12 protein-coding genes are annotated in these 12,429 nt (G+C 65.3%); 6 read left to right on the forward strand and 6 right to left on the reverse strand.

Annotation, left to right across the window (positions count from 1 at the left end; translation table 11 throughout):
- Positions 1-23: 23 nt before the first annotated feature.
- The 4 genes from ACQCSX_RS12540 to ACQCSX_RS12555 all read right to left on the reverse strand — a co-directional run bounded on the left by ACQCSX_RS12540 (position 24) and on the right by ACQCSX_RS12555 (position 3,620).
- A complete protein-coding gene (locus ACQCSX_RS12540; RefSeq protein ID WP_427015647.1) occupies positions 24-1,103 on the reverse strand; it encodes an NAD/NADP octopine/nopaline dehydrogenase family protein in 1,080 nt (359 codons plus the stop codon).
- A complete protein-coding gene (locus tag ACQCSX_RS12545; RefSeq protein ID WP_427015648.1) occupies positions 1,100-2,254 on the reverse strand; it encodes a mandelate racemase/muconate lactonizing enzyme family protein in 1,155 nt (384 codons plus the stop codon). Before ACQCSX_RS12545 ends, ACQCSX_RS12540 begins: the two co-directional genes overlap by 4 nt.
- Positions 2,255-2,325: 71 nt before the next feature.
- A complete protein-coding gene (locus tag ACQCSX_RS12550) occupies positions 2,326-3,318 on the reverse strand; it encodes an isochorismatase family protein (protein WP_427015649.1) in 993 nt (330 codons plus the stop codon).
- A complete protein-coding gene (locus ACQCSX_RS12555; RefSeq protein ID WP_427015650.1) occupies positions 3,315-3,620 on the reverse strand; it encodes a 2-hydroxymuconate tautomerase in 306 nt (101 codons plus the stop codon). Before ACQCSX_RS12555 ends, ACQCSX_RS12550 begins: the two co-directional genes overlap by 4 nt.
- A 176-nt stretch (positions 3,621-3,796) precedes the next feature.
- Here ACQCSX_RS12555 and ACQCSX_RS12560 point away from each other — a divergent pair, with 176 nt between their 5' ends.
- The 5 genes from ACQCSX_RS12560 to ACQCSX_RS12580 all read left to right on the forward strand — a co-directional run bounded on the left by ACQCSX_RS12560 (position 3,797) and on the right by ACQCSX_RS12580 (position 9,193).
- On the forward strand, positions 3,797-4,774 hold the full coding sequence (locus ACQCSX_RS12560; protein WP_427015651.1) for an ABC transporter substrate-binding protein: 978 nt from the start codon (positions 3,797-3,799) through the stop codon (positions 4,772-4,774).
- A 186-nt stretch (positions 4,775-4,960) separates the two neighbouring features.
- Positions 4,961-5,707, forward strand: a complete 747-nt coding sequence (locus ACQCSX_RS12565) for an ABC transporter ATP-binding protein (RefSeq protein ID WP_427015652.1) — start codon at positions 4,961-4,963, stop codon at positions 5,705-5,707.
- A complete protein-coding gene (locus ACQCSX_RS12570) occupies positions 5,704-6,564 on the forward strand; it encodes an ABC transporter permease (protein ID WP_427015653.1) in 861 nt (286 codons plus the stop codon). The genes ACQCSX_RS12565 and ACQCSX_RS12570 overlap by 4 nt, the downstream gene beginning before the upstream one ends.
- Before the next feature lie 79 nt (positions 6,565-6,643).
- The gene (locus tag ACQCSX_RS12575; protein ID WP_427015654.1) at positions 6,644-7,621 is read left to right on the forward strand and encodes an ABC transporter substrate-binding protein; all 978 of its coding nucleotides are present in this window, start codon (positions 6,644-6,646) and stop codon (positions 7,619-7,621) included.
- An 87-nt stretch (positions 7,622-7,708) separates the two neighbouring features.
- On the forward strand, positions 7,709-9,193 hold the full coding sequence (locus ACQCSX_RS12580; RefSeq protein ID WP_427015655.1) for an aldehyde dehydrogenase family protein: 1,485 nt from the start codon (positions 7,709-7,711) through the stop codon (positions 9,191-9,193).
- Positions 9,194-9,254: 61 nt separating this feature from the next.
- Here the strand turns inward: ACQCSX_RS12580 and ACQCSX_RS12585 are convergent, their stop codons facing one another.
- Together ACQCSX_RS12585 and ACQCSX_RS12590 are read right to left on the reverse strand one after the other, a co-directional pair.
- Positions 9,255-9,719 carry a VOC family protein gene (locus tag ACQCSX_RS12585; protein ID WP_427015656.1) on the reverse strand — a complete coding sequence of 155 codons (465 nt, stop codon included), beginning with the start codon at positions 9,717-9,719 and terminating at the stop codon, positions 9,255-9,257.
- Positions 9,716-10,801 (reverse strand): M24 family metallopeptidase, encoded by a 1,086-nt coding sequence (locus ACQCSX_RS12590; protein ID WP_427015657.1) that lies wholly within the window; start codon positions 10,799-10,801, stop codon positions 9,716-9,718. Before ACQCSX_RS12590 ends, ACQCSX_RS12585 begins: the two co-directional genes overlap by 4 nt.
- A 148-nt stretch (positions 10,802-10,949) precedes the next feature.
- On the opposite strand from ACQCSX_RS12590, the gene ACQCSX_RS12595 reads away from it, so the two are divergent.
- Complete coding sequence (locus ACQCSX_RS12595) at positions 10,950-12,407, forward strand: amidohydrolase family protein (protein WP_427015658.1); 1,458 nt, start codon at positions 10,950-10,952, stop codon at positions 12,405-12,407.
- The last annotated feature ends 22 nt before the right edge of the window (positions 12,408-12,429 follow it).

Consider the following 12,429-nt stretch of genomic DNA (forward strand, 5'->3'; position numbering starts at 1 on the left):
CAAACGAATGAGATGGTGCGATGTTACTGGCGGACGGATTCCAGAAGCTGGTCCCTCGTGGTGCCGGACAGCCCCAGGGCTGCGGCATCCAACCCGGAGGCCAGCAGATCGCCGCCCACCGCCGTCGAGCCCAGCGTCAGCAGCGCCTCGGCCACGGGAACGGGCGTGCCGGCGATGCGTGCCAGCTCGACAAAGGGCAGCAGCCCAAACGCCAGATCCTCCTGGTAGTACCGGTGGGCGAAGGAATCCGGCGCCATAATGGCCGCATTCGCCGTGCCGCCCCTGATCGCCGCCACCGTGTCTCCTGCCCGTGCCGCAACGGGATCCACGGTGCCGATCTCGTCCATTTCGGCCACCAGGGAAGGCAGCTCATGGCCAAAGGCCCGCGCCACGGCGAGCCGCTCGGCGTCGAGCTGTTCCAGCACCCGGCCGACTCCCTCGGTCATGCCCTCCACATAGAACGTGAAGTCCCCACCCGACGCCTCAACCCAGGCCGCGCCCAGGATGGCTCCGGGCGGGTGCAGCACCAGGTTGACGTTGGACAGGCTCGACGCCAGCACGTCCGGGACCTCCTTGCAGCCCGGGAACAGGCGTTTGGCCCATTCCACGGCCGCGGCGCCGCCCGGCAGGGCAGCCACCCGGACCTGCGCGGCGCGGCCGGTGGTGTTGACCACTCCCGCATCATTGACCCGCGCCACGTACGTCAGCGTGGAGAACTCCGCCACCGGCGGCAGCTGAACGCCCGCCTTGGCGAAGACGGTGCGCAGGTGCAGCGCTCCCCCGGTGTGGCCGGGGTTCAGGACCACCGGGACCTGGCAGCCCACGGCTGCCAGGTCGGCGAAGAGCCTGCCGTGGACGATGCTGGGAAGGCAGATGACCACCGCTTCGGCCGCATCCAGCGCCTCCGCCAGATCCGAGGTGATGCGCTTGGGCTGGGCCAGGCCCTCGCCAAACACGCCGCGGTGCAGCACGCCCCCGTTCGCCTGGTGGACGGCGAGCTTGGCGGGATTGCGGTTCCACAGGACGACGTCGTGCCCGGCCTGTGTCAGTTCCACCACCGCGGAGAGGCCGCCGCCGCCGGCGCCCAGGACGGCGATGGTCATACCGCGTACCTGGCCAGCTTCTCGCGGTCCACCTCGATGCCCAGTCCCGGTCCCTCGGGGGCGAAGACCCGGCCGTTCTCAAACTTGAACGGCTCGACGACGAGATCGTCCAGGTAGTAGATGCCGGCCGTCTTGGGCCCGGGGGCACCTTCCGGAGTGGACACCGGGCAGACACTGGGCAGCGTTGCGATCTTGGTGGCGCTGGCCAGGTGCAGGTTGGCCGCGTTGCCAATGCCCGTTTCGATGGAGCCGCCGATGTCGGCGTACATGCCCAGATGCCCGGCGATGTCCCCCACCTGGCGGGCCTTGAACAGGCCGCCCGGCTTGGTGACGTAGAGCGAAATGCAGGCCGCGGCGTCAAGGGCGTTGAGCTCCAGAATGTCCTGCACCGTCCAGGCCGACTCATCGGCCATCACGGGCGAGTCGATCCGTGCCGCAACCTTGGCCAATCCGGCCGCACCCATGACGGGCTGCTCGCACAGCAGGATGTTGAACTCCTCCTGCCGCCGGGTCACGGCCACGGCCTCCGACACGGAGGCGTAGCCCTCGTTGCCGTCGACGCGGATCTTGATGTCATCGCCCAGGCGCCGGCGCAGTTCCCGCACCAGTGTGACGTCGCGTTCCGGGTCCAGGCCCGTCTTGCACTTGATGGTGAGCGCACCCTCGGCCACGGCCGCCTCGGCCTCGGCGTAGCACTTGTCCAGGTCCATGATGCCCAGCGAGTGCGCCACCTCGATCGAGTTCTTGTGCGCACCGCCCAGCAGCGTGCTCACCGGCACGCCGAGGGCCTTGCCGGCGGCGTCGTAGCAGGCAATGTCCACGGCTGCCTTGGCGTAGGGGTGGCCCTTGATGACCTTGTCCATGGCCTCGTGGATGAGGGAGATGTCCACCGGGTCCATGCCCTTGATGGCCGGGAGCAGGTGGGTCTCAATGACCAGCCGCACGGTCTCCGGGGATTCGCCGTAGTACCGCATGTGCGATCCGCCCCAGGTGGCCCCGGCCGGGGACTCGCCCCAGCCAACGATGCCCTCATCCGTCTCGAGCTCGATGATGGCGGTGTGGCCGATGGGGGTGGACATCTTGGATGCCCAGTTGTGCTCGCGCCGCGGTGGCAGGCGAACAAGATGGACTTTGATGTCTGTGATTTTCATGTCGTTCCCTTTGCTACAGGTAGAGAGGAAGAAGGTTTTGGCCACAGCGGAAAGCGCTGGGGCGGTGGGTGTCAGACGGAGATGTCGAAGAGTTCGATCTCGTTGCCGTCGGGATCTTCGATGTAGACGGTGTGGCCGTAGGGGCCGGGGCCGGGGCCGCGGATGATGCGGTGGTCCCCCGCGCGGGCCCGTTCGGCAATGGCGTCGATGCCGCGGGACCGGAAGCACAGGTGCTCAAGGGTTGAGGCGGCGCCGGTGAAGTCAGGACCACCCTCCACCAGGGCCAGGCCCTGGTGCGTGGCGACGAACTTCCGGCCGTCGCGGAAGGCCTCGCGCTTGCGCTCATCGAAGCCCAGCACGTCGAAGTAGAACCTCTCGGAGGCCTCCAGATCCTTGGTTTCAAGGAGCAGGTGGTGCAGTCCGAGCGCCTGGGGCCGGCCGCTGTGTTCCAACCAGTCGGCCACCTCCTCCTCGTCGGCCACAACGCCCAGGTACTGCGCCCAGACCGCCTGTGCCGTATCGATCCATTCGGGCCGGACGGCCGCGATGCCATCGGTGACGGCGACGACGTCGTAGTCGCGCAGGTAGGCCTCGCGCAGCGTCGTCTCCACACAGGCATTGGCCGTCACGCCGGTCACGAACAACGTCTTGACCCCCAGCATGCGCAGGAGTGCGTCCAAGCGGGTTTCATAGAAGGCGCCAAAGCGGTGCTTCACGACGACGTAGGTCGGATCGTCGATGAGGTCCGCGACCTCGTCGACGAACGCGGCATCCCACGAACCGGAAATGGCCGACACCCGGGCCCGCTTGGCGGTGTGGGAGGCCAGGACCTTGGCGTCCCGGGAGGCGTCCTGCTCCAGATGGACCTGCTGGGTCCAGATCACCGGAAGGCCGGCGGCCTTGAACTGCTCGGCCAGGCGGCGGATCGATTGCATGGCCGCCTGGGCCGGTGCGATGTTGACGCCGGAGAGTCCAAGGGTTCCTTCGGGATGGACAAAGGCGTTCTGGGGGTCGATGACCAGCAGTGCCGCTGATTCCCTCGCCAGCCCCGCCAGCGCGCTCATATGTCTGTCCTGTCGACACTGAGGACGCCAGCCCGCGCCCAGTTCTCCAGCGCGTATTCGGAGATCGCCACGTGCAATCCCTCCGCCTTGGCGCCCGCGTGCTCCACCATGGCGTCGGTGACGGCCTTGGTCAGCGCTCGTTTCTGTTCAAGGGTCCGCCCCTCAAACATATGGATTTCAATGAACGGCATGGAAATAGCCCCTTTGCTACTCGATGAATCAGACCCGAATTCTTCGACCTTTGCGGGCTTTTCTTTGGCTCCACAAAGGCCCTTGACTTCGCTGTTGAATGGATCCAGCATTGACCTCAGGTGCAACATATCACACGTCATGCCAGTGGGGAAGAGTTGTAATTCCGCCCCCGGCAGTGCGCACCAATCAAAGACCTACGGCACTCCAACCGGAGTGCCGCACCTTCTTTTCGAAACACTGTCCGGTGTCGACAGCCTCGACCCAAACGGATTGAAAAGGACCAAAAATGAAGGTTTCAAACGTCTTTACCTTCGTCGCCTCGGCGGCTGTCATCGCGCTCGGCGCAACGGCCTGCGGCAGCGCCGCCGCCTCCGGACCGTCCACCGCCAACCCCCAGACGGCCTCCATCCTGATGAACTACTTCGCCCAGGCCGAGCAGGGCGGCTACTGGGACGCCATGGAAAACCAAACCGGCAAGGACGCGGGTTTGACGCTTCAGGTCCAGCAGGGCGGCCCGGGCATCCAGACCATCCCGCAGGTGGCCGCCGGCAAGGCGGACTTCGGCATCGCCAACGCCGACGAGGTGATGGTGGCCCGCAAGAACGGCCTGCCGATTGTGGCGGTGGCCGGCGCCTACGACACCAATCTTTTCTGCATGATGTCGCACAAGGAACAGGGCATCACCGAGTTTTCCCAGCTCAATGGCCACCAGGTGTCCAGGCGGCCCGCCCCCTACTTCGATTTCCTCAAGAGCCACTTCCAGCTGGACGGCATCGAGGAGATCAACTTCACCGGGTCGCTGGCGGACTTCAAGCGCAACACCAACCTGATCCAGCAGTGCTTCGTCACCTCGGATGTTTTCAAGGCCTCACGCGAGGGTGTTGACATCAACGTCCTCAGCGTTGCCAAGGACGGCGGCTACAACCCCTACGGCCTGCTGCTCTTCACCACCGACAAGGTGGTCAAGGAAAAGCCGGAGCTGGTGAAATCCGTCGTTGCGGCATCCATCACCGGGTGGAAGAACTTCCTGGCCGACCCCGCCGCCGCCAAGACCGCGGTTCTGGCGGCCAACAAGGACACCGACCCGGCGATCTTCGATGCCTCGGCCAAGACCATCAAGGACGGCAACTACCTGGGCTCCTCCATCGGCACCATGACCGACGAGCGCTGGAGCACCCTGCGCGACCAGCTGGCCTCCATTGGCCAACTCCCGGCGGATTTTGATCCCAAGACCGCCTACACCAACGCTTTCCTGCCCAAATAGCCGAGGGCGCTGGGGTATTGACATCACCACCAAACACCACCAGCCTTGTAGTACATGTCACACATCAGTCCAGTTGAGTCGACACAGACCCTGATTCAGAGGGTGGATATGTAGAGCGCCTGCACACCAGGGGTCCTTGGATGCAAGCCAGACTGCAACGGCGCGGTACCTGAAGGAGAGCCATCCATGATGAACCAAAAACACATCGACGTGGTCGGTGCGTCCAAGACATATCCAAATGGAACGATTGCACTACAACCCGTTGATCTGCAAATTGGCAAAGGGGAATTTGTTTCGCTGCTGGGCCCCTCCGGCTGCGGAAAATCCACGCTGCTGCGCATTATCGCCGGCCTGTCGACACCGTCCACCGGGCAGGTCACCATTCCGGAGGGCGACCGGCGCGCCTTTGTCTTCCAGGATGCGACGCTGCTGCCCTGGCGGACGGTGGCCCGCAATGCCAGCCTCATTTGCGAGCTGGAGGGGATCGACAAGGCGGAGCGGGCCGAGCGCGTCACCGCCGCGCTGAAAATGGTGGGGCTCGAGGGGTTCGAAAAGGTCTACCCCCGAAACCTCTCGGGCGGCATGAAAATGCGCCTGTCGCTGGCCCGGGCCCTGGCCCTCCAGCCCGAGCTGTTCCTGATGGACGAGCCCTTCTCGGCGCTCGATGAAATCACCCGCGAGGTCCTCCAGGACGAGCTGCTTCGCATCTGGCAGTCCAAGGGGTTCACGTCCGTCTTTGTCACCCACAACCTTTACGAGGCCATCTACCTCTCCAACCGCGTTGTGGTGATGTCCGCACGCCCCGGACGCATTGAACGCGTCTTCGACGTCCCGTTCTCGTATCCACGAACTCCGGAGCTGCGGCTGACGCCGGAGTTCACGGCTCTTAGCGTTGAAATTTCCGATTGCCTGCGGGGAGGAGTGCACGCATGACCATCCAGATCGCCAAACCAGTATCCAAAGCCGGCACCGAGGTGAGCACCAAGGCCGTGGCCGGGAAATCTAAGCCGTTCCTGAAGGCCGCCCTGCCGCCGGCAATCGTCCTGGTCCTGTTCCTGGCCGCCTGGTCGATCGTCGCCAGCACCATCTACGGCGACCGCAACTATCTGCTGCCCCGCCCGGAACAGGTGCTGCAGGCCATCCTGGACAACCCCGACACCCTGTGGCAGGGCATCCGGATCACCTTCTTCGAGGCCACTGCGGGATTCGTCCTGGCCATCGTCGTTGGTTTTGCCGGCGCCATCATCATGAGCCAGTCCAAGATGCTCGAACGCAGCCTCTACCCCTACGCCGTGCTGCTCCAGACGGTGCCCGTGGTGGCCGTCGCCCCGATCATCGTCCTGTGGTTCGGCTACAACCAGAGCGCCGTCATCGTCATCGCGTTCATGATCGCCGTCTTCCCCATCCTGAACAACACCCTGCTGGGCCTGCTCTCGACGGATCGGAACCACAAGGACCTCTTCCGCATGCACCACGCCAGCCGGACCACCGAATTCCTCCAGCTGCGGCTCCCCAGTGCGCTGCCGAACATCTTCGCCGGACTTCGCGTGTCGGCCGGCCTTGCCGTGGTGGGCGCCATCGTTGGTGAATTCATCATTGGCAGCGGCGGCGAGGAAGGCGGACTGGGCGTCAAGGTTCTCTTCGCCCAGTCGCGCCTGGCCACCGGGCTCCTCTTCGCCGAGGTCCTGGCAGCGACCCTGCTGGGCTTCTTCTTCTTTCTGGTCGTGACGTTTGTGGGGAACCGTCTGATCAAGCAGTGGCATGAATCAGCGTTGAAGGACGATGCCTAGGCCTGGGTCCAGGCACCAAGACCGCATCACCTTCATCAACGTCATCAACCAACTAGGTTCTTCTGAAAGGCATTCCCCCATGAGAGTTAAGGTCTTCGCCGGCGCCATCGCATCCGCCGCCGTCATCGCATTGGGCGCCACCGGCTGCGGCAGCGCTGCCGCCTCCGGACCGTCGTCGTCGGCTCCGCAGACGGCCACCGTCTTGATGAACTGGTTCGCCCAGGCCGAACAGGGCGGCTATTGGGACGCCATGCAAAACCAGACGGAGAAGGCGGCAGGGGTGACCCTGAAGGTCCAACAGGGCGGTCCCTCCATCCAGACCATCCCACAGGTGGCCGCGGGCCAGGCGGACTTCGGCATCGCCAACGCCGACGAGGTGCTGGTGGCCCGCAAGAACGGTCTGCCGATCGTGGCCGTGGCCGCGGCCTACGACACCAACCTGCAGTGCATCATGTCGCACAAGTCCATCGGCGCCACCGATTTCTCCGGCCTGAACGGCCACCAGGTCTCCCGGGTCCCCAGCCCCTACTTCGACTACCTCAAGTCCCACTTCAAGCTGGACAAGGTGGAGGAGATCAACTTCACCGGCTCACTGGCGGACTTCAAGCGCAACGACAACCTGGCCCAGCAGTGCTTCGTCACCTCCGATGTCTACAACGCCGGCAAGGAGGGCATCGACGTCAACGTCCTCAACGTGGCCAAGGACGGCGGCTACAACCCCTACGGCCTGCTGCTCTTCACCACCGACAAGGTGGTCAAGGAAAAGCCGGAGCTGGTGAAGTCCGTGGTCAAGGCCTCGGTCGCCGGCTGGAAGAGCTTCCTGGCCGACCCCTCCGCTGCCAAGACGGCCATCACGGCCGCCAACAAGGAGACCGATTCCGCCACCTTCGACGCCTCGGCCAAGACCATTAAGGACGGCAACTACCTGGGCGGCTCCATCGGCACCATGACGGACGAGCGCTGGAGCACGCTGCGCGACCAGCTGGCCTCCATTGGCCAGGTCCCGGCGGGCTTCGACGCCAAGACCGCATACACCAACGCCTTCCTGCCCAAATAACCTGCACAGCCCCGGGCCATGCCAGACGCGGCATGGCCCGGGGCACCTGCACTTCCCCGCCACCCAACCCACGAAAGCGGCCGACCCATGACTGCAACATTCGCCCCCCGCGGCTCTTGGACCCCCGTGGACTTTGATTCCACGCTCCAGCCGTTCCTGTCCGCCAGCGCCGACGCCTTGGCCAGCTACGACCCCGCCACGGGTGGCCTGGTGGCCCGTGTGGCCACGTCCACCCTGGGACAGGTCGATGAGGCCGTCGAGAGCGCCGAGCGCGCCTTCCGCAAATCCTCCTGGCGCAATGATGGTGCGCTGCGCGCCCGGGTCCTGTTCCGCTGGGCGGAACGGATGCGCCAACAGAGCGAGGCGCTGGCCGAGCTGTTGACCCGCGAGCAGGGCAAGACCATTGGCCAGGCCCGCGGCGAGGTGCTCAGCAGCATCAGCATGATCGAATACAACGCCGGCCAGGCGCGGGCCATCTACGGCCGGTCCGCGGCACTCAAGGAGGGCGTGCACGGTGTGGTGCTGCGCGAGCCCGTGGGCATCGTTGCCGCCATCACGCCGTGGAACTACCCGCTCAACCTCACCATCCGGGCCGTGGCGCCGGCGCTGGCGGCGGGCAACGCCGTCGTCGTCAAGCCGGCCAGCCTGACCCCTGCCATCGTCATCGCCGCCCTGGCCCTGCTGGCCCAGGATGACGACCTGCCGGACGGCATCGTCCGCGCCGTGGTCGGCTCGGGAGCCACCGTCGGCGACCGCCTGGTGACCCACGACGGCGTGAACATGATTGCGTTCACCGGGGACTCCGCCACGGGCATCGACGTGATGAAGCGCGGTGCGGACAGCCTCAAAAAGGTCTCGCTGGAACTAGGCGGAAAGTCGCCCAACATCGTCTTTGCCGATGCCAACCTGGACAAGGCGCTCATCGGAGCCGAAAACGCGATCTTCTCCTCGGCCGGCCAAATCTGCACGGCCGGCAGCCGGCTGCTGCTGGCGGACAGCATCCACGACGAATTCGTCGAACGCCTGGCCGCACGGGCACGCGAGATGCGCGTGGGCGACGGCCTGGACCCTGCCACCGAGATGGGCCCGCTGGTCTCCGCGGGCCACCAGGCAACCGTGTGGGACTATGTGGAGATCGCGAACGCGGAGGGCACGGTGGTGGCCGGCGGCCAGGCGCTGGAGGGCGGCGGCTATGACCAGGGGCATTTCGTGGCCCCCACCATCGTCACGGACCTGCCCGCCGGGTCGCGCCTGCTCAATGAAGAAGTCTTTGGGCCGGTCCTGGCCGTGCAGAAATTCAGCACGGAGGAGGAAGCCATCCAGATCGCCAACAGCACGGAGTTCGGCCTGGCGTGCGGCCTGTGGACGACGGACCTTGACCGCGCCTGGCGCGTGGGCCGGGCCGTTGAAGCGGGCACCATCTGGATCAACACATACCACCACTTCTACGGGGAAATGGAGGTCGGGGGGTTCAAGAAGTCCGGCATCGGCCGCCAGCAGGGCGTGGAGGGATTGCTGGAATTCACCGAAACCAAGCACCTGAACTTCGATTCGAATCCGACGTTCTGGTAGATCCGCCGGACAAATAGGAAGCGCCCCGCTGGTTGGACCAGCGGGGCATTTCCATGTGGTCTCAGTCGCCCCAGTTGACCAACTCGAGGATGGTCCCCCACGGGGTGCGCACAAACGCGTTCGACAGACCGGGCGTGGCCCCTTCCAAAAACGTGACGGGCTCCCCCATCACCACCACCCCCGGCATCTGCCGCAGGACCGCAAGCGTGGCCCGAAGGTCCGGGGTCTGCATCGCCAGGTGGCTGGCCCCCACATCCATGGCGGCCGGCTGCTCTGCGCGGGATTCCCCGCTCCACCACTGCAGGAGTTCGAGCCGGCCACCGGCCATTTCGAGCATCACGGCCTCAAACTCGGCCGCCCGGTTGGCGCCGATCCGCTGCATCGAGCCGCCCTCGGGGTCGCGGATGCGGTCCAGGCGGAACACCACCGTGGCGCCGAACGCCTCGACAAAGAACGCCGTCGCCTGTTCAAGATCCGGCACACAGAGGCCAACGTGGTCCAGCCGCACGGTCGGTGCGGCGCTCACGCTTCGATCCTGAAGAGGCTGTCGGTGTCCGTCACATCGGACAGCAGCCGGGTGCCGGAGTCTTCGACGACGATCATGTCCTTGATCTGCATGCCGAAGCCAAATCCGCTGCGGTAGACCAGCGGTTCCATCCCCAGCACCATCCCCGCCTCCACCTTCTCGTTCGAGTAGGGACCAAAGTACGGGGCCTCATGCAGGTTGGTGCCGATCGAGTGGGCCACGAAGGAGATGGCGGGCAGCCCCAGTTCATCGAACTTTGACCTGAACACGTCATAGACCTCCCGCGAGCTGGCTCCCGGGCGGATCGCCTCGAAGACCTGGTGCTTGCAGTCGACAAGGTTCTGGTAGACGCGCTCCGCCTCCGCCGGCGGTTCCCCGACGACGGCGGTCCGGCAGACGCCGGCCTGGTAGCCGTCAATGACGGAGAAGATCTCCACCCGGCAGACGTCCCCGGGCAGCAGGATCCGGTTGGTGGGTCCGACATTGGGCAGCTGGCTGCGCTCCCCCGTGGCAACGATCATGAGCTTGAATTGCTGGGCGCCCTGTTCATAGACGCTGCGGGTCAGTGCCGCCGCAATGTCCATCTCGGTGGATCCGGCGCGCACTGATTCAAACGAGGTCTTGATGGCCGTATCGGAGATCCGGGCCAGCCGTTCAAGCAGGGCGAGCTCGTCCGGCGTCTTGATTTGCCGCGCACTCGTCAACAGCGCATCGGCCGCGACAAAATCCAGGCCGGGAACCAGGGCGGCAATTTCGGCGTGGTCGGCAAAGGAGAGGTAGGAAAGCTCCGTGCCCACGCGCGCCGATTCCAGGCCCCAGTCCGTGAGCAATTCGGCGAGGACCACCATGGGCCGTTCGACGAATTCCTTCCAGATCCGGATCTCCGCGTCCTTTTCGGCCCGGCGGACGGTGGTCTCCTCCATGTCGATGCAGACAATGGCGCTGCGGCCGTCCCCATGCAGGACCGTCGCGGCATGGCGCCAACGCATCAGCGGCTGCGAGGGGATCACATACCCCGCGGTGTAGGCCACGTTTTCCGGGGAAAGACACACCAGCGCGTCCAAACCCTTTTCTGCCATCATGGACCGTAACCGGTTCCCAACGTCCTGCTGCATGATTTCTCCTAGTCTGAAAAGCGGCACTTACAAACTGGTCTTACAACAGATATCCTATAAGCATTGCAGTTCTGAGGCGAGTACAAATCCGAAGATCACAAGGTGAGGAAAACTGTTGAACCATCCTGTAGACCGCGAAACCACCGCAACCACACTCATTGAAAATCTTCAGTTCATTGTCACGGCGAACCGGAGTGACGAGGTCATCCGCAACGCCGCGGTACTGATCAGGGACGGCGTCATTGCCGACATCGGACCCACCTGGGAGGTCCACGCCAGGCTGGCCGGCGCCAGCGTGGACAAGACCATTGACGGGTCCATGCTCGGGATGACGCCGGGGTTCATCGATACCCACGTGCACCTGTCCGAAACCCTCAGCCGGGCCGTCTTTCCCGACGTGCTGGCCACCCGGGCCTGGGTGTTCCACTGGGCCAAACCGTTCTACGCCCATGTTGACGAGGCCGACGAGCGCACCAGCGTGCTGCTGGGGACCGCGGAGATGCTGCGCAGCGGCACCACCTGCTTCCTGGACATGGGCGCCCAGAACGACGCCGGGCTGACCGCCAGGGCCGCCGGCCAGATCGGCATCCGCGGCATTGTGGGCCGCCACGCCGCCGACATCCGCCCCACGGAGATCCCGGCCGGCTGGTCCGATGAAATGATGGACCACCATTTCTTCAAGAACTCCACCGTCGCCCTGGACGCCCTCAAGAGCAGCGTTGAACAGTGGAACGGCTACGCCGACGGTCGGATCCGCTGCTGGGTCAACATCGAGGGCAAGGAGCCATGCAGCCTTGACCTCCACATCGGGGCGCGCGAGCTGGCCGCCGAGCTCGGCGTCGGGACCACTTACCACATCGCCACCAGCATGGAGGAGGCGCAGGTCAGCCAGAAGCGGCACGGTGTCTGGCCCATCAGCCGCATCGCCCGCAACGGTGGACTCGGCTCGAACCTCGTCCTGGCGCACGCCGTCGCCGTCGCCGATGAGGAGGTGAAGATGCTGGCCGACCACCACACCTCCGTGGCCTTCTGCCCCTCCAGCTCGCTCAAGCTCGCCAAGGGTGCAGCCGACATCGGCAAGTACCCGGAGATGATCGAGGCCGGTGTCACGGTGGGGCTGGGGACCGACGGCGTCTCCGCCGCCGGCAACCTCAACCTGCACCGGCAGATCCACATCGTGGCGGGCCTGTTCAAGGATGCCCGCCGGGATGCGACGCTGGTGGGGGCGCGCCAGGCGATCCGGATGGCCACCATCGACGGCGCCAAGGCCCTCGGCTGGGACGATGCGATCGGCTCGCTGGAGGTCGGCAAGCAGGCGGACCTGGTGCTGTTCGATATGAACCACCACGAGTGGACGCCCTACGCCGATCCCGAGCAGGCTCTGGTGTACTCGGCCAGCACGGCCAGCATCGCCCAAACCTGGGTGGCCGGCAAGGCCGTCTTCAAGGACGGCCGCGTGACGGCGATCGATGAGACGGCGCTGCGGGCCGAGGCCCGTGAGCGGGCCGCCCGGATTGTGTCCCGTGCGGGACTGGGCATCCACGTTCCCGTGACCACCACCCTGTACGACTAACCGGCAACGTCCACGGGTGCGG

Origin of the sequence: Pseudarthrobacter sp. P1 (assembly GCF_050156935.1) — a bacterium.
Taxonomy (GTDB): domain Bacteria; phylum Actinomycetota; class Actinomycetes; order Actinomycetales; family Micrococcaceae; genus Specibacter.